Genomic DNA, 16,965 nt, shown 5'->3' on the forward strand with positions numbered 1-16,965 from the left:
CCGCCCCGGCCCGCCCCGCCTCGCCCCGGCTCGGCGAGAAGCCAGGACTTGTCGCACTCGACGCCCACTGCGACAACTCCTGCGCACTCGCGAGCGGCCTCGGGACGCCGGACGCCCGTCGCTCCTACGCCGAGCACCCCGAGACTCCAGGAGTTGTCGCACTCGAGACCGACTGCGACAACTCCTGCGCACTCGCGGAACCGCGATCGGAGGAGTCCGGCGAGAAGCCAGGACTTGTCGCACTCGACGCCCACTGCGACAACTCCTGCGCACTCGCGAGCGGAGGCGGCGGCGGACGCGCCGAGACGACGGAGGCCGCCGCACTCGAGCTCGAGTGCGACGGCCTCCGGCCCGTCACGAGCGGGCGACCGCGGGTCAGGACTCCGTGTCGACGAGCGAGTCGAGGTGCGCGAGGTCCTCGGACGAGATCTCGAAGTCGACGTCGGCGTTCTCGACGATGCGCGAGGGCGTCGTCGACTTCGGCAGCGGCAGCACGTCCTTCTCGAGCAGGTAGCGGATGCAGAGCTGCGCCACCGACTTATCGTACTTCGCGGCGATCTCGCCGATGTCGGAGTTGTCGAGCAGGCCGCCCGTCGCGAGTGGCGAGTACCCCTCGACGAGGATGCCGTGCTCCTTGCAGTACGCGGTCGTCTCGTCCTGGGTGTTGCCGACGAACCAGCGGATCTGGTTGGCGTGCGGCACCACGTCGGTCGCCGCGATCAGCGACTCCAGATCGGCGACCTGGAAGTTCGAGACGCCGATGGCCCTCGAGCGACCGGCCTCGAGGATCTCCTCCATCGCCTTCCACGCCGCGATGTTGCCCTCGCGGTGGTCGGAGCCCATGTCCTGCCAGGGCCACGGGGCGTGGATGAGGTACAGGTCGACGTGGTCGAGCTCGAGCGCCGCCATGGTGGTCTCGAAGCTCGCCTTCGCGCCCTCGTAGTCCTTCACCTCGGCCGGGAGCTTGGTGGTGATGAACACCTCGTCGCGCGGGACGCCGCTGTCGCGCAGTGCCCGGGCGACGCTCGCCTCGTTGCCGTAGGCGCGGGCGGTGTCGATGTGGCGGTAGCCCGCCTCGAGCGCGGCGGTCGTCGCGTCGTAGGCCTCGGGGCCGTCGGGGATCTGCCAGGTGCCGAACCCGATCTTCGGGATGGCGACTCCGTTGGACAGCGTGAACGTGTCGGTCAGGGCGGGCATGACTCTCCTCTGCATCGGTCTTCTCCGCGGCCCGCCACCGGCGGCGCCGCTCCTTCCACGCTAGGCCGGGCCCCCGGCTCGCGCGGGCCCCTTGCGCTGTGCGCCTGCGGTGCTACGCGGCCGTCGCGCTCCGGGCCGACGACCCCGCAGAAGTCGCAGGACTCGCGCGCGAGTACCGCGACTTCCGCGGGGTCGCGAGCCGGCACCGCCGGCCCGCCCCCCGCGAGCGGCCGGCGCCTCCCCCCTGAGGCGCCGACCGCTCAGCCTCGCGCCACCGACCAGGGGGTCCGCAGCGCCCGCTCGGCGAGCAGCCGCCGCTCCCCCGTGATCGACACCTCCGCCGTCACCGCCGCGTCCGCCGCCGAGGCGCCGGCCGTCAGCCGCAGCGGCCCCGGGTCCACGGCGAGCCGGCCGTCCTCCCCCGTCACCGCGAGCCGGGCCGCGTCGACGTGGAAGTGCACCGTCATCGTCTCGCCCGCCGCGATCGGCACGCGCGCGAAGCCGATGAGCTGCGCGACCGGCCGCACCACCGCCGAGGTCGGGTAGCCCGCGTAGAGCTGCACCACCTCGACCGTGTCGGCGCCGTCGTTCCGGAGCGATACCGCCACGTCGAGCGATCCGCCGACCGGCAGCTCCGCCGCCGTCGCCAGCTCCGTGTACGTCACCGCGCCGCGGGTCAGCCCGTAGCCGAACGGGTAGAGCGGAGTCGCGTCCAGCGCCGTGATCCCGGGGTTCGAGAGCCCGAGCGACGGCTGCAGGTACGTGGTCGACGCGGACGGGAGCCGCGGGATCTGCACGGGCAGCCGCCCGGTCGGAGCCACGCGGCCCGAGAGCACGCCGGCGACCGCAGCCGCCCCGTCCGCTCCCGGGAAGAACGCCTGCACGAGTCCGCGCGCCGCTCCGAACGCCCCGAGCGCGTAGGGCCGGCCCGAGAGGACGACCACCACGGTGGGCACGCCGGTCTCGAGCACGGCCGTCACCAGCGGCTCCTGCGCTCCGGGGAGGCGGAGGTCGGCCGCGTCGCAGCCCTCGCCCGAGGTGCCGTCGCCGAAGAGCCCGGCGATGTCGCCGACCACGACGACCGCCGCGTCGGAGGCGCGGACGAGGTCCACCGCCTCCTGCACGCCGTCGGTCGACGCGGAGGTGATCGAGCCGCCCGCCCCGAAGCGCACGCGCGACGCTCCGAACTCCTCCTGCAGCGCCGTCAGCACCGTCGGGATCGACAGCCCGAGGTCGTGGCCGGGGTGCTTGGAGAGCACGTGGTTGGGGAACGCGTAGCAGCCGACCAAGCTGCGGAACTGGTCCGCGGCCGGTCCCACGACGGCGAGCGAGCCGGAGGACAGCAGCCCCGCGACGTCCTCGTCGCGCAGCAGCACGACCGACTCCTCCGCGATCCGCGACGAGATCGCGCGGTTGCGGGCGCTGTCGAGGTCGACCTCCTCGGCCCCCTCGGGCACCAGCGGGCCGCCGTCGAGCAGGCCCGCCTCGAACTTGTGGCGCAGGTGCCTGGCCACGGAGCGGTCGAGGTCGGCCTCGTCGACGACGCCCTCGCGGATCAGGCGCGGCAGCTCGCCGTACGCCGCCGTCTGCGGCAGCTCGACGTCGACCCCCGCGTGCAGCGCCAGGCGCCCCGCGTCGGCCGCATCGACCGCCACGTGGTGCATGGCCTGGAGGAACGGCACCGCCCAGTAGTCGGCGACGACCGTGCCCTCGAAGCCCCAGCGATCGCGGAGCAGCGTCGTCAGCAGGTGCCGGCTGGCGCTGCTGGGCACGCCGTCGATGTCGGTGTACGAGGTCATCACGCTGCGGGCGCCGCCGTGCCGCAGGGCGGCCTCGAACGGTGGCAGCACCGTGTCGGCGAGCTCGCGCGGCCCCATGCTGACGGGTCCGTGGTTGCGGGCGCCGCGGGAGGCGGCGTACCCCGCGAAGTGCTTCAGCGTCGCGACGACGCCGGTCCCCTCCAGCCCCGCCACGTAGGCGGCACCGAGCTGCGAGACCAGGTACGGGTCCTCGCCGAGGGTCTCCTCGACGCGGCCCCAGCGGTAGTCCTTCACGACGTCGACGACCGGGGCGAGGCCCTGGTGGATGCCGAGGGCGCGCATGTCCGAGCCGATCGCCTCCGCCATCTCGCCAACGAGCTCCTCGTGGAAGGTGGCCGCCCAGGCGAGCGGAGTGGGGAACGCGGTCGCGCCGTACGCGGCCAGGCCGGTGAGGCACTCCTCGTGCGCGATGGCCGGGATGCCGAGGCGGCTGCCGGCGACCACGCGCTCCTGCAGCTCGCGGAGCCGGCGGACGCCCTCCGGGACGGTGACCGGCTCGGTGCCGAACACGCGGGTCAGCTGGCCGAGGCCGCCGGTGAAGAGGTCGTCGCCCGCGGCGGGCCCGTCGTCGAGCTTCGGGGCGAAGTCGTCGGCGGAGTCGGTGAGCCAGACGGAGCCGAGCTGCGCCGCCTTCTCCTCGAGGGTGAGTTCCTGGGTCAGGAGGCGGGCGCGCTCGGCCGGAGGCAGAGCGCGGTCCCGCCAGTCCCGCCCGGGAGGACGCGCGGCGTCCGTCCCGGGCAGTGCTGGGGAAGCGTCGTGCATCAGCCCTTGAACGCCCCGTCCATGATCCCGGACACCATCCGGCGGCCGACGAAGAAGAACGCGATCAGCAGCGGGAGGGTGGCCATGAACGATCCGCCCATCGCCAGGGCGACGTCGATCGAGCGGTTGGCCTGCAGCTGCTTCAGCGCGATCTGCACCGTGAACAGCTCCGGCGACTTGAGGACGATGAACGGCCACATGAAGTCGTTCCAGACCGCGGTGAAGGTGATCAGCCCGAGGACGAACGCCGCGGGGCGGACCACCGGGAAGGCGATGCGCCAGAACAGCTGCCACGAGTTGGCGCCGTCGATGCGGGCCGCCTGGATCAGCTCGTCGCTGACCGTCGTGGACATGTGCTGCCGCATCCAGAAGATGCCGAAGGCGCTGGCCAGGCCCGGCACGATGATCGCCTGGAGGGTGTCGACCCAGTCGAGCGCCGAGACGATCAGGTACTGCGGGATGATGCTCAGCTGCGCCGGCACCGTCATCGTCAGCAGCACGATCAGGAACAGCACGTTGCGGCCCGGGAACTGCAGCTTCGCGAAGGCGAAGCCGGCCATCGCGCAGAGGATCGAAGAGATGACGGCGATGCTCAGCGACACGATGAGGCTGTTCAGCATCGAGGCGATGAACGGGACGGTGTCGAACACCTTCTCGGCGATCGCCATGAAGTTCGTGCCCGGGTACAGGCGCGGCGGGATCGACGTGACGGCGGTCGCTCCGACCGACGCGACGACGAACATGTAGTAGAGCGGGAAGATCGAGACGAGCACCGCGATCACGAGGAAGACGTAGGTCGGCCAGCCGACTCCGCCGCCCTTCCCGCGCCGCTTCGGCAGCTGTGCCTTCTGGACCGTGGGGGCCAGCGTCTGCGGGACGGCCTGGTCGATCACATCCGACATCAGACGGCCTCCTTCCGGGTGCGGGTGGAGAGGTAGAAGTTGAGGAGGGAGACGAGGACCACGATCACGAACAGCACGACGCCGATGGCGGATCCGTAGCCGAACTTGAACTGGCCGAAGCCCTGCTCGTAGAGGAAGAGCGCCAGCGTCTGGCACTGCCGGCCTGCGCCGCAGGTGAGGCCCGATTCGGGAGCCACCAGGAGCGCCTCCGTGAAGATCTGCAGACCGCCGATGGTCGACATGATCACGGTGAAGACGATGATCGGGCGCAGCGCCGGGATCGTCAGGTGGCGGAACTGCTGCCAGCTGGACGCGCCGTCGACGGAGGCCGCCTCGAACATCTCGCGGGGCAGCGACTGCAGGCCCGCCAGGTAGAGGAGCGTGTTGTAGCCGAACCAGCGCCAGAAGACCATCGTCGAGATGACGATCCAGGAGCCGTAGTTCGTGGCGAGGAAGTTGATCGACGGCAGTCCGAAGATGCCGAGGAACCAGTTGATCAGGCCGAAGTTCTTGTCGAAGATCTGCGCGAACACGATCGCGGTCGCCGCGACGGAGGTGATGTACGGCACCAGCAGCGCCATGCGGAAGAAGTTCGCCCAGCGGAGGCGGGCGTGGTTCAGCAGGTGCGCGAGGAAGAGGGCGAACAGCAGCTGGGGCACCGTCGAGATGATGAAGATGCCGAAGGTGTTGACCAGCGCGTTCCAGAACCGGGAGTCGGCGAAGAGCTGCTGGAAGTTCGCGATGCCGACGAAGGTCTGCTCGCCGATCGGGTTCCAGTCGAAGAGCGAGACGTAGAACGTGAACAGGAGCGGGAAGAGCCCGAAGACGATGAAGATGATGAAGAAGGGCGCGACGTACGCGTAGGGGGCGATCCGCTCCGAGAGGGAGTTGCGGATCCGCGCGGCCTTCTGGACCGGCGCGCTGGGCTGCTTGCGCTGCTTGCGGGGTGGTGCTGCTGTCACCGTTGACACGGGAGTACCTCCGTCGAGAAAGGGGGAGGGGCCCGGCGCGCGAGGCGCCGGGCCGCTCGGGTGGGTGGGGCGATCAGCCGCCGATGGCCTGCTTGGCCGTGTCGAGTGCGGTCGACCACGCCTTGTCGGAGGTCACGTTGCCGGCCTCCAGCTCGACGAGGGTGTTGAGGAGCGCCCCGTTGATCGGGGTGGTGTCCGGTCCGTTGTAGAAGGACGGGAACTGCTCGACGGAGGTGGCCATGACCTCGCCGATCTTCGAGTCGCCGAAGAACGGGTCGGTGTACGACTGGACCTCTTCGCTGGCGACCGCCTCGGTGGCGGCGGGCAGCGTGCCCGAGGCCTTGAAGTGGTCGGTCTGGCCCTCGGCCGACATCATCGTCTTGATGTACTGCCAGGCGGCCTCGGGGTGCTCGGCGCGGGCGGGGATGGCGATGACGCTGCCGCCCCAGTTGCCGCCGATGCCGGGGACGCTGGTGACGCGCCAGTTGCCGGCGGTGTCGGGGGCGTCGGTCTTGATGCCGGCGAGGATCCACGAGGGGGCGATCGTCACGGCGAAGGCGCCGTTCGCGCGGCCCGGAGCCCAGCCCGAGGACCAGGCGGCGATGCCGGCGCTGATGCCGGCGTCCTTGGTGTCCACGGCGACCTGGAACGCGTCCTTCACCTGCGGGTTGGTGTCGTAGACCAGCTCGCCGTCGGGCGAGTAGTACTTCTCCGAGACCTGGTTGACGGTCGAGAAGAAGACGCTGGTCTCGATGTTGTCGACGAACGGCTTGCCGGTCGCCTCGGTGTACTTCTTGCCGGTCTCGATGAAGGACGGCCAGTCCTTCCAGAGCTCGGCGACCTGGTCGGGCTCGGTCGGCAGGCCGGCCTGCTCGAAGAGGTCGGCGCGGTAGGCGAAGCCCAGTCCGCCGACGTCGGTCGGGACGCCCACGACGGAGCCGTCGTCGGCGGTCGCGGCGGAGGCGGCCCACGGGAGGTAGGTCGAGGCGACGTCGTCGCCGCCGAGGGTGCGCAGGTCGAGGAAGTTCGAGCTGTTGGCGACGAACTGGGGCAGGTCGTCGTTCTGGATCATGACCAGGTCGGGCACCTTGCCGCCGGCGAGGGCCGCGGTGAGGGCGGTGGCGGTCTCGGTCGTGCTGCCGACCTCGGAGAGCTTGATCTTCGCGTCGGGCATCTTCGCGAGGTACTCGTCGACGCTGTCCTTGGCGTTGATGCCGGTGAAGGACCAGAAGGTGGCTTCGGCGTTCGGGTCGTCCGAGGCGCCTCCTCCCCCTCCGGACGAGCACCCGGTCAGGGTGAGCGCGACTACTGCTGCTGCGGCGGCTACGGCCGTCAGGCTTCTTTTCACGACAATTCCTCTTCGTTGGGGATTCGCAGGGTTTCGGTGAGGGCGGGCCTCAGAGAACGATCTCTTGGCGGCCAACCTAACCCGCCCGCGAGCACGATGCAAGCGAGAACCGGTCTCCGCGAGATAACGATCTCCGCCTAGTATCAAAGGGAAGTTTCGCAAATCGAGCAGTTCCGGACGGCCGCCCGCCGCCCCGTGCGAGTCTTCACCTCGACGCTCTCCCCACCGTGCTCCGCGGGGAGGCGCGGAAGCCGGAACCTCCCCTCGCAGAAGGAAGCAGCATGACTCGACCCACGCTGGTGGACGTCGCCCAGGCCGCGGGCGTCTCGCGCGCCACCGCCGCCCGGGTGCTCGCAGGCGGCACCAATGTCGACGTCCGGATGACCGCCGCGGTCGAGCGCGCCGCGAAGTCCCTCGGCTACGAGGCGAACAGCGCCGCCCGGATGCTCCGCGGCGGGCGGGCCGGGGCCATCGCCCTGATCGTCGCCTTCAACGAGCTCGACAGCCTCACCGGGACGTTCTTCACCTCGGTGCTGAAGGGCGCCGCGAAGGGCCTCTACGCCGGCGAGGTGCAGCCCGTGCTGCTGCCCGCCGACCACGACGACAGCGACCGCATCCCCCGCTTCCTCCGCTCGCGGGCCGTCGACGGCGCGATCGTGATCCTCCAGCACGAGATCACCCACCTCGCCCAGGCGCTGGCCGACTCCCCCGTGCCGATCGCCTGGGTCGGCCGCCCGCGCGTCGCCCTGCCCGAGGACGCGATCGTCATCGACTCCGACAACTACGGAGGCGGCCGCCTCGCCGCCCGCGCGCTCGCCGACTCCGGCCGCCGGCGCCTGGGCATCATCGCCGGCCCGCACGACATGGAGCCCGCCCGCGACCGCATCCGCGGCTGGCGCGACGAGCTGACCGAGCTCGGCCTCGACTCCAGCCCGATCGTGCACGGCGCCTTCACCCTCGAGAGCGGTTCCGCCGCGATGGCGCGCCTCCTGCAGCGCCACCCCGACCTCGACGGCGTCTTCGCCTCGTCGGACCTGATGGCCAACGGCGCCATCCGCGTCCTGCAGGCGTCCGGCCGCCGCGTCCCCGCCGACGTCTCCGTGATCGGCTTCGACGACGTCGTCATCGCGACCACCTCGGATCCGACCCTCACGACCATCCGCCAGCCCCTGGAGGACATGGGCCGCGTCGCCGCCGAGACCGTCGTCGCCGTCGTCCAGGGCCGCCCCGTCGACCGGCAGCCGATCCTCGCGACGACCCTCGTGCAGCGCGAGTCCGCATGACCCCGCCTCCCCCGCACCGCCTGATCGTCAGCACCGACGCCGCGAACGAGGCCGACGACCAGTTCGCGATCGTCCAGGCGCTGCTGACCGAGACCCTCGACGTCCGCGGCCTGGTCGCCGCGCACTTCGGCCGGCCGGGGAGCATGCCGGAGTCGCGCGCCGAGATCGACCGCATCGTGGAGTTGGCGGGATCGACGGTGACCGTCGTCGACGGCGCCGAGTCGGCCCTGCCCGCGACGGCATCCGACGGCGCCCGCCTGATCGTCGCGGAGGCCCTGCGCGACGCGGGCCGGCTGTGGATCGCCGTGCTCGGGCCGCTGACCGACGTCGCCGCAGCTCTCCTGCTCGAGCCGTCGATCGCCTCCCGCGACGTCGTGGTCGTCTGGGTCGGCGGCCCGCCCTACGACGAGATCCCCGCCTACAGCCCCGAGTTCAACCTGATCAACGACGTCGGCGCCGCGAATCTGGTGCTCGAGTCGGGCATCGCCCTCTGGCAGATCCCGATGCCCGTGTACTCCGGAGTCGGAGTCGGACACGCCGAGCTGCGGACCCGGCTGCGCGGCACGAGCCCGCTCGGGGACTACCTGGTGGACCAGCTGATCGCGTTCAACGACACCATCCCGTACGGGCCGCTCGACTTCCGGTCGCTGGGTGACAGCCCGGCGATCGGCGCCGTGATGAACCCCGCCGGCGGACGCTGGCGGAAGCGCCGCGCACCGCGGTTCTCCGCGGACGGCGAGCTCCTGCCCGACTCCGGGCCGTACACGATCCGGGTCCGCGAGGCGTTCGACACCCGCTGGCTGATCGAGGACCTGTTCGCGAAGCTCGTGGAGTTCGGGGAGCGGTCGGGCGGCGAGCGCTGATGGTCCCTCGTGGCGAGGCATCCGATGCGTGCGCTCGCTGAACAAACGAAGGCCTTCTGCGATGCGAGCGGACACCGCGGGTTGCTCGCACGATCCCGAGATCAGGTGTAAAGACGCAGCTCGGCTTCGAGAAGCGACTCAGCCCTGAGTTCCTTTATGAGTTCTTGAAGAGCTTCCACCGCGACGGTCTCGGCGCTCTCCGAGTCGGTCGCCTTGTGCGCAGCTCTCAGTACCGCTTGATGTCTATCGTAGATCGGATCCTCTGCATAAACAGCCTCGAGCACATCCGCGAAATCGACGAAATACCGGTAGAGAGTGCCGATGCCGACGCTGGCGCGAGCCGCCACCTTGGCGGTTGTCGCCCGATCTCTACCCACCTCGATGACGACTTCGCGTGCCGCCGCGACGATCGCGGCTCGCGTTCGATGAGCTCGATCTTGGAGTGGTTTCACTGGTGTGCTGCGATTTTTCGCTCCTGTCATACCTTTCATCCTCTCACCACAAGCCTGGAACGTGACACATACTCATATGGTCGATCGGAGTGTGCTGCCAACGAGAGTCGCATTGCGGGCGGCCCCCGAAGTGATCTCACCAGCGCGCTGGCCGCCACCCTTCCGGCCACGCCAACCGAGGGCGCTGAAGCAAGCGAAAGCGGAGGAGAGAAAGAAGTAGAGCCGAATTCACGAAGATCCGAGTAAGACTCCTCGCTCACGAACGCGCCACTTATCCCGCCACTTGAAGCTCCGCTCTTGACCGTTCCTGACTTCGCTGCAAGCCTTCTTCAAACGCGGAGATCAATCCGCATCTGAAAAAACGCTACAGATGAAAGGCCGTTCGATATGCCATTGAGGGAATTCAGAAGTGCCAATGAGAGTAGAGACAAGAAGCTAAAGGTGGATCGCATGAAGCGTTTCCGTTCCTTCGCTGCAAGCCTGCTTATTGCGGGCATCGCAGCCACCGGAATCGGACTGGTCTCTACGGGACCGGTGATGGCAGCACAACCGCCCGCCGGCTACCCCAGTACCGACACCTTCGCGACGGTGTCGAGCAGTACGCATGGGAGTTTCCCGATCCGGCGCGGCTTCTACGATGCAGACATCGAGCGCGGGTGGGGCCTCGACAAGGTTTTCCACAAGCACAACATCTGGAGCACCAACGCAATGAAGAAGGTGATGGCTTCCACGAACAGCACGCTGCAGGGGAACGGCAATTACAATCTCAAGGCCTACGCGGGCAACTACGACTGCGTCGACGGCAGGTGCGTGCTCCGCGAGCAGGTCGAGTTGCTGGGCATCTACAATCCCCGGTCGTACGACCTGTACTACGGATGGCCCGTCGGCGGAAAGATGGGCATGCAGACCCTCTACTGCAAGCAGGGCGGCGAAGCTCGCTGCGCCGACTGGGTGACGTACTCGATTGACTACCCAGGTGTCGACAACCCGTTTAGCCGGTCGAGCACGCCTGCGGAGGAAGGGCTCACGGCGGACCAACAAGCGAAGCAGGCCGAGATCCTCGCGTCGCCGGAGATCGAGGAGCTGAAGGCAGAGATCGCAAGCGACGTGACCGAGGTCGCGTTCGACTACGCGCCCCTGCCGGAGATCATGTTCACGGAGTAAGTTCGGTCAGTAGCAGAGGAGAAGAAATCTACTCTTCTCCTCTGCTACTGTCGATTAAAAGGAGTTGGGCAATGACACAGGCGGAACATACAGCCGACGCCTTCCTGCGAGGAGTGCGTGTTTTCCTAAAGCAAGATCGTGCTGGTGATATCGAACTTATTCACTGCTGGGCACAGGAACCTAATGACGCCTTCATCCTCTATAGATATCGAAGAGGACCCTCCAACGTTCTCGGGTGGCATGAACAGCTTCTCACGTCCGAAGGAGTGGAAGCCGCACTACTTCATGGTATGAATACAGCCCAAGAGCTTTCGGAACCCGTTGGAACCGCGTCTATCAAGGCTGATGAGAATGGCATCAAATGGGTCGGGCAAGCAGTTCATACCAGCCAGCCGAAACTTACCTTCGAGGCAGTGACTTTATTGCGTTCCGCTATGGAACGCTAGAAGAGGTAACGCGGGGCTTCGCAGGCCCGGCGGCGTGGCCCTGTGGCCGGGAAGGGTGGCCGACGGGCATGGGGGCTGGGCGTTTACATACCCGCGAGCCCCTGTGGTACCTCCTAGTTGGGTGTGACGGCGGAGGGAGCGAGCCTTTGCTCGAGCGGTGCGTGTGAGCGCATCGCGTCACTCAGCTCCGAGCACCGTGCTGTCAAGGGGTCGGTTCAGGGTCCTGCGCATGGTGTCCGACCTGATCGGCACCTACGACCGGGAGACGACCTCCGCGAGCATGAACAAGGGTGTGCGCTCGACCACGAGCGCGTTGAAGCGCGAACTGATCCTCGACGTCGCGGAGCTGGCGAACCTCCCCACACCGAGGAAGGGCCGCAAGATCGGGCGCGCGGTGATGATGTCCTCCGGTAACCGTGCCGCGATTCTGCGCACCGTCCCCTGGTTCGACGGACCCAAGGCGCTGGTGGAGTCGATCAACGCCTCCATCGCGAACCACAAAGCGGGCAAGCCCGCACCGACGACGCCGCCCCTCGTCACTACCGCCGTTATCGAGGAAGCATGACCGCATACGACTTCGACCCGTTCGGCGGCGAGGACTCCGCACCCACCGCAGAGCACGCTCCGGCGCCAGGCGAGGAGGCAGTAACGACGCACTACGGGTCCGCGGATGAGTTCGTGCGCAAGCAGCTCATCAGCACCTACCGCCGCCGGGTGATTGCGTATGGCTCCGGGGGCGGCATGCGCTGGAAAGCGGCCTGGTGGGAAAGCAAGGAGGCGGTGCAGCGCATCGAGGCCCTGTGGCGAGCGTGGGAGGCCGCACGACGAGACGAGACGGACGGGCCCAGCACCTGGTGGGTCAACCACTGCGACCCGCACATGAACGTGCTCCTCTCGATGGACGGGCCATTCGCGGACTCCCGACGAGAACGACGTCGGAGATCCGCTGCCCTACACGCCGCCGCCGGTCGGCATGTTCGAGGACGACAACCAACCCCCGCTCTACACCGAAGTGGTGGCGGCGCGGGAGGCGACGGCCTGAGCCCAAGGCAACAGCGAAGGGGAGCATCCGACTGGATGCTCCCCTTCTTTGCATGGCGTGCCTCAGCGTGCGAGACCGCCGCGGCCCACTCCACGGAACCAGCCCAGGGCACTCAATCCACAGTTGGGCAAACCTCCGATAATCTACCTTATGTCAGTTAACTCCTCGCTCGCAGTCCTACGAGGAGTCGGCGAGCTGACCGCGGGGAGACAAATTTCGCGGACGATGCGAGCATGCAGGGTTGACAGGGTATGCTTCCTGTATTATCTTTGGCTTACGCTGAAGCGCTGACGAAACTTCAAAATTCAAGAGAGAACATCAAAGCTACTCATAGGGAGGCGGATCTGATGCCAAACGGCTATCAGAAAATTTCCGTAAATCTCTCGGATCAGGTCCTCGAACAATTGCGCGCGATGGCCGCCGAAGAAGCAGTAACGGTCACTGAAATCCTTCGCCGATCGATTGGAACCCAAAAGTTCATCGAGGATTCTCAGAGAGAGGGTAAACGAATCTATCTCGTTGACCCAAAGACAAACGACTCAGAGCGAGTCGTTTTCAGATAAAATGGAGCAGAATAATGCGAGATAGTAGCGACTCACGCGACCCCGATCTGATTAGAGGCCAGGCAGCCACGGATCGAGGGTTTATTGGTGCGGATCATATTGTTGTGGCGTCATTGCCAATGGTGATAAAACAACACACTGTGATCAAGGTGATCATACAAAAGGAGAGCAAAGATGAAAACCTGACCGATGAAAGTTCTACCATCCAGGCGGCGCAGGCCGCTGAGGTGCCTAAAGACTTGCCACTCGAACCCTTTGTGCCTCGGCTGGAGCAATCGACCTGGCATCCCCCGAAGTCGTCGTGGGAACCCAAGGAAATTGTCCAGTTAGTTCTAGTCCTGGGCGTTCTTGGTCTTGTACTCACAAGCATTATCGTACAGAGTTCTGCTATTGAGTCCTTGCTTGTAATCATCGGCGCTATTGCCGGTTATTATTTCAGAGCAACAACTAAGCGTCGGGATAACTAGGCGCAAAGGGCGGCCTTCGGGCCGCCCTTTTTTTGTTCAACCTGCTGCCGACTATTCATAAATCGCTGCTACCTCTATTTGCACCTCGATGCAACGAATAATTTCGGATAAAATGGTGGGCGCAGAAGCATCGGTCTCGGGCGCGCGAGGAGCAATCCGGCCTGGCACGGATTGTAATAGGCTGCTGTTACTTTGACTGCCTCTCGACGGGAACCGCCGCCGGTCTTGGCGCGCTGCCGAGTATCGCCGCGTGGCGCATGACTTGCCACAAGCGCAACTAAGTTACCAACTTCACAACAACGGTAAGGACGGCACCAAAGCCCGGTTTAGAAGTCTGTCGGAGAGAATGGCAAACCCATTATTTCATCTTTTCTGCTTCCGAGTCTACGATTCAATGCGATTCCCTTTCGAACAAGAATCGAGAGCTCAGGATCGGGGAACAATATCGACAGCATTGTATACAAGCTTACAATTCTTCTTAGCTCTTTGCGCGCGAAGTGGAAGGAGCTATAGTCCGAATTTGCCTCAATCTCCCATGCAGAGCGGAGGATGGCTCTAATCCTTTCCATTGCCTGGGCAGGCGCCGCAATGTCTACCGACTGTTGCGCTTGACGTGTCGCCACTTCGACATTATCCGCCATGCCGAACCAGGCGTCGGCGGAAGTCCCCTTAGAATCAATTACCTCGCCTAGATGGTGACAGGTGAGCCACACTCCAAACCAGTCGTCCCAAAGTCGCTCTTTTGCTGAGCAAATAATTAGAACATCGCGCGCGGTTATCAAAACTCGTCGACTGAAAGTCAGTGTCCGTAGTTCAGCACGTCCGAGTTGGTGGGCGACGGGGCTTGTCGAAAGCTCTTCAAAATTAACATGCTTAAGCATCATTACACTACCGTCAATAAGGCGCTCAATCTGAGAATTAGTTAGCAAATGCGCACTCAAACGTTGTTCTAGTTCTAGTATCCATGTATGAGGAACGGGCGCGTCAACTTTATCTGACAGTACGACGCGAAGCTCCGAAATCAAAGTTTGAGCGTCAAAAACGGGCAACTGGGCCATATTTGTCCTTTTCATCACCTAGCGCGTTATTTAACGGAATGCTACGAACCGAGACGGCTTCAACGGCAGAATCGTTCGTACCGCTCAGATGCCACAACATGAATCCGTAGGTTACACGTCGAATCTTGCGCCGCGAGCGGTGGAACTCTTCGAAATTCTTAGAAGGATCCGCGGATATCTGGACAGATATTGCGCGCTCAAACCTGCACATTGCTTCGTCAGCCGTAGTGACTTTCACTGATTCCGAGTACCCAATGGAACACAAGATTGAAACGTTCTTCATTAGACGGTCCTCACCATCTAAAAAACGGCCTAGTTCACGAGTTAATTCGGAAAGCGACCGTATCAACTCCGATTGATTTCCCGATTTTTCACCTACGAGCTTTAGCCCATCTCGCACTACCGTTAATACTCGTCGAGCATCTCTAACAGTCGCGGTGTCTCGGGTTTTTAGAGCCTCGTCAATCATTGTAGGAAGCTCGAGCAGAGGCGCCTCTGAAAGCAAGTTCGTGATGAGCATTTGTATTTCATATAGCGGAACAGTTGAGGCATGCAACACGCTCGATGCCTGCGTTTGCCATGCAGTAACGCTGACAGATGGACCAGTCCGATTCTGATTCAAGTGGTTAAGAATTCGCGCAACAGCAGACCTGTTTCGCCATTCGGGTATGGCTGTCAATGTCAGCTCCCTCTTGCTTGGGAAGAACGCACGTTACACGCAGACCGGGTTCCCTGGCAATAGTCGGGGAGCTCAAACGGAGGCGACTTGAACCGTCTTTAACCAGTGCGAACGTGGAGGTGATCACCTTCGTCTTTGAACTGCGCCGCGTTCGCGGGCTCGGCTCCTGGCTGCATGAGTCAGCACCTATGCGCTCGCTGCAACGTGACGCTGACGATCGTCCACGCTCAGCCGTGATCAGTGGCGGATCGCGGAAGCGCGCCAGCCTTCGTCCTTGACCCAGTGGAACCCGATCCAGCAGGTCTGCTGTTCCGACGCATCGGCGGCCGCGTCCAGGGCGACCCGGAACGTGCCGGCTGTCGCGCCGTCGATGATCGTGACCTCGGCATCGCGGTTCGCGAGCGCCCCGCAGGCATCGCGCAAGCCAGCACTGTCCGACTCGGTGTTCGCGGGAAGAAGCTTCGCGATCGCCGGATCATCGTTCAACACCGGCACGAGCTCGTACACCAGCTCCTGGCCACTCCCCGCCGGCGGCACCGCCCCCGGAGCCGAGTCACCTAACGACCCGACCGCAAATAGGAAGACCGCGACGACGCCGGCCAGTACCGACGTCAGCAGAACGAGCAGGACCACGGTGACGCCACGATGGTGTCGCGGCGATGAAGGAAGATCCTCCGCCTCGTCGTACGCCCCCACCGCTCCCCCTCCGCCGACAGATCCTCCCGACCCGACTCACCACAGATACCAGACCCGAACAAAGGCCACCGCTTGCGCTACCTTCGCGCTCCTAAATGACCGTCGATCATTAAATCGCTTAGCGATCGGTGTGTATGATTTCGCACGGATCGACCGTGAACCTGGACCGCCGATCCCTGGCTTGAGACGCGAGAGCGCACCGGCATGTGCGCCAACCCGAACGGCGCACCCTCAGCCGCACCACAGTGCAGAAACGACCTCGCCGTCGCTCGTACTCGCCGCCACGAACGATGATCGGCCTGTTCGATCACGCGCCCGCTAAGAGCGGGGCGGCACCAGAACCAGCCGACTTGTGTGAAATTGACCGCATCGCGCGGCTCGCTTCCTAGTTACTCAATGGCGCTGGTAAGGAGGAGATCCGCAGGAAATATCGGGCATTTATCTATCACCGCAGCGACGGCGCTGTGTTGCTTTAGCCATGAAGCCAAGTCCTCGTCGATGAATGCGGCGAGTTCGATGACCGCGGCATGAGCATCCACGAGCGGTATCCTGAGAGGAGCATTATCGTCGCCAACCACCCCAGCAATCGGGACACCCCATACGATATGTTCATGGTGAGCGATGCGGTTGCGCAGGGCCTGGACACGCCTCGCGACACCCTCGACACGTTGGCGGTCAAGATCGCCGACGTTAGGGAAAGCGCGGCGCACCGCTTTCTTCCAAATAATCGTGTCGTAGATGCGCCTTTCACGCCGACCATTAGTCTCATTGTACTGACCGCGCCCGAGCAGATTCACCCAGAAGCCGAACATCATGGATGCGACAAGCTTCCCGTGAACGACTTGAGGGTCGTCTGGCAGCTTCGACAATCGTGTCCTCGTAGTCGCTTCCATGACCGATTCGACTGCGCTCTGATCCAGAATGTCGCCCTCCGTGTACCAAGCGAGGCCGTATTCATGCGCTAGCTCCTTCGCCATAGCTGAGCGCATCGCGACTTCAACGTGTCCGAGATCATCGAAGACGGCGAGCCCGACTGCTGTAGCCCACCTGTACAGTTCGATCCCGTCGACGTCCGGATCATGACGACAGGCATGGTCGTACCGTCGCATCCGGGCTTCCGGAACATTTGCGCGCAGCCGGTCCATGGGCTCCCTCGTTGCTTTTGGACGTTCAGAGACCTAGACTAGGGGGCAGTCCCCGACGCAGCGCACCTAGTGTGACGGTCGGGGTTCCTTTTTTTGCTCCGCAGCGG

Annotated in this window: 17 protein-coding genes; 7 read left to right on the plus strand and 10 right to left on the minus strand. The window is 64.9% G+C overall.

Going from position 1 to position 16,965, the window contains the following annotated elements; translation table 11 throughout:
* Window positions 1–375 precede the first annotated feature (375 nt).
* The 5 genes from C5C69_RS06485 to C5C69_RS06505 form a co-directional block, all read right to left on the minus strand.
* On the minus strand, window positions 376–1,197 hold the full coding sequence (locus C5C69_RS06485) for an aldo/keto reductase (protein ID WP_104226493.1): 822 nt from the start codon (window positions 1,195–1,197) through the stop codon (window positions 376–378).
* Between the two features lie 260 nt (window positions 1,198–1,457).
* A complete protein-coding gene (locus tag C5C69_RS06490) occupies window positions 1,458–3,779 on the minus strand; it encodes a glycoside hydrolase family 3 N-terminal domain-containing protein (protein ID WP_104257565.1) in 2,322 nt (773 codons plus the stop codon).
* Entirely contained in the window at window positions 3,779–4,681 is a 903-nt protein-coding gene (locus tag C5C69_RS06495) for a carbohydrate ABC transporter permease (protein WP_104257566.1), read from the minus strand. Before C5C69_RS06495 ends, C5C69_RS06490 begins: the two co-directional genes overlap by 1 nt.
* Window positions 4,681–5,643: a carbohydrate ABC transporter permease gene (locus C5C69_RS06500; RefSeq protein ID WP_104224677.1), complete on the minus strand. Its 963-nt coding sequence runs from the start codon at window positions 5,641–5,643 to the stop codon at window positions 4,681–4,683. The genes C5C69_RS06495 and C5C69_RS06500 overlap by 1 nt, the downstream gene beginning before the upstream one ends.
* A gap of 82 nt (window positions 5,644–5,725) precedes the next feature.
* Window positions 5,726–7,000: an extracellular solute-binding protein gene (locus tag C5C69_RS06505; protein WP_104226495.1), complete on the minus strand. Its 1,275-nt coding sequence runs from the start codon at window positions 6,998–7,000 to the stop codon at window positions 5,726–5,728.
* Between the two features lie 281 nt (window positions 7,001–7,281).
* Between C5C69_RS06505 and C5C69_RS06510 the strand changes: the two genes are divergently transcribed.
* On the plus strand, window positions 7,282–8,283 hold the full coding sequence (locus tag C5C69_RS06510) for a LacI family DNA-binding transcriptional regulator (RefSeq protein ID WP_104224675.1): 1,002 nt from the start codon (window positions 7,282–7,284) through the stop codon (window positions 8,281–8,283).
* Complete coding sequence (locus C5C69_RS06515) at window positions 8,280–9,146, plus strand: nucleoside hydrolase (RefSeq protein WP_104257567.1); 867 nt, start codon at window positions 8,280–8,282, stop codon at window positions 9,144–9,146. The genes C5C69_RS06510 and C5C69_RS06515 overlap by 4 nt, the downstream gene beginning before the upstream one ends.
* 101 nt (window positions 9,147–9,247) lie before the next feature.
* Here C5C69_RS06515 and C5C69_RS06520 read toward each other — a convergent pair whose 3' ends face one another.
* Window positions 9,248–9,628 (minus strand): TetR/AcrR family transcriptional regulator, encoded by a 381-nt coding sequence (locus C5C69_RS06520; protein ID WP_104288647.1) that lies wholly within the window; start codon window positions 9,626–9,628, stop codon window positions 9,248–9,250.
* Window positions 9,629–10,039: 411 nt separating this feature from the next.
* Here C5C69_RS06520 and C5C69_RS06525 point away from each other — a divergent pair, with 411 nt between their 5' ends.
* The 5 genes from C5C69_RS06525 to C5C69_RS16650 all read left to right on the plus strand — a co-directional run bounded on the left by C5C69_RS06525 (window position 10,040) and on the right by C5C69_RS16650 (window position 13,280).
* Window positions 10,040–10,762 carry a hypothetical protein gene (locus C5C69_RS06525; RefSeq protein WP_104262297.1) on the plus strand — a complete coding sequence of 241 codons (723 nt, stop codon included), beginning with the start codon at window positions 10,040–10,042 and terminating at the stop codon, window positions 10,760–10,762.
* 71 nt (window positions 10,763–10,833) lie between these two features.
* On the plus strand, window positions 10,834–11,208 hold the full coding sequence (locus tag C5C69_RS16645) for a hypothetical protein (protein WP_146083605.1): 375 nt from the start codon (window positions 10,834–10,836) through the stop codon (window positions 11,206–11,208).
* Window positions 11,209–11,437: 229 nt separating this feature from the next.
* Window positions 11,438–11,773, plus strand: a complete 336-nt coding sequence (locus C5C69_RS06530) for a hypothetical protein (RefSeq protein ID WP_104256133.1) — start codon at window positions 11,438–11,440, stop codon at window positions 11,771–11,773.
* Window positions 11,770–12,411, plus strand: a complete 642-nt coding sequence (locus C5C69_RS17450; protein ID WP_219812347.1) for a DUF4913 domain-containing protein — start codon at window positions 11,770–11,772, stop codon at window positions 12,409–12,411. The genes C5C69_RS06530 and C5C69_RS17450 overlap by 4 nt, the downstream gene beginning before the upstream one ends.
* Window positions 12,412–12,953: 542 nt before the next feature.
* Window positions 12,954–13,280 carry a hypothetical protein gene (locus tag C5C69_RS16650; RefSeq protein ID WP_146083606.1) on the plus strand — a complete coding sequence of 109 codons (327 nt, stop codon included), beginning with the start codon at window positions 12,954–12,956 and terminating at the stop codon, window positions 13,278–13,280.
* Window positions 13,281–13,606: 326 nt separating this feature from the next.
* Here the strand turns inward: C5C69_RS16650 and C5C69_RS16655 are convergent, their stop codons facing one another.
* The 4 genes from C5C69_RS16655 to C5C69_RS06545 all read right to left on the minus strand — a co-directional run bounded on the left by C5C69_RS16655 (window position 13,607) and on the right by C5C69_RS06545 (window position 16,858).
* On the minus strand, window positions 13,607–14,338 hold the full coding sequence (locus C5C69_RS16655; RefSeq protein WP_146083607.1) for a hypothetical protein: 732 nt from the start codon (window positions 14,336–14,338) through the stop codon (window positions 13,607–13,609).
* Entirely contained in the window at window positions 14,316–14,858 is a 543-nt protein-coding gene (locus C5C69_RS16660) for a hypothetical protein (protein WP_146083608.1), read from the minus strand. Before C5C69_RS16660 ends, C5C69_RS16655 begins: the two co-directional genes overlap by 23 nt.
* Window positions 14,859–15,254: 396 nt before the next feature.
* On the minus strand, window positions 15,255–15,713 hold the full coding sequence (locus C5C69_RS06540) for a hypothetical protein (protein ID WP_104257570.1): 459 nt from the start codon (window positions 15,711–15,713) through the stop codon (window positions 15,255–15,257).
* 389 nt (window positions 15,714–16,102) lie between these two features.
* Window positions 16,103–16,858: a hypothetical protein gene (locus C5C69_RS06545; protein ID WP_146083609.1), complete on the minus strand. Its 756-nt coding sequence runs from the start codon at window positions 16,856–16,858 to the stop codon at window positions 16,103–16,105.
* Window positions 16,859–16,965: the final 107 nt, after the last annotated feature.

Origin of the sequence: Rathayibacter sp. AY1C7 (assembly GCF_002931865.1) — a bacterium.
In the GTDB taxonomy this organism is placed as follows: domain Bacteria; phylum Actinomycetota; class Actinomycetes; order Actinomycetales; family Microbacteriaceae; genus Rathayibacter.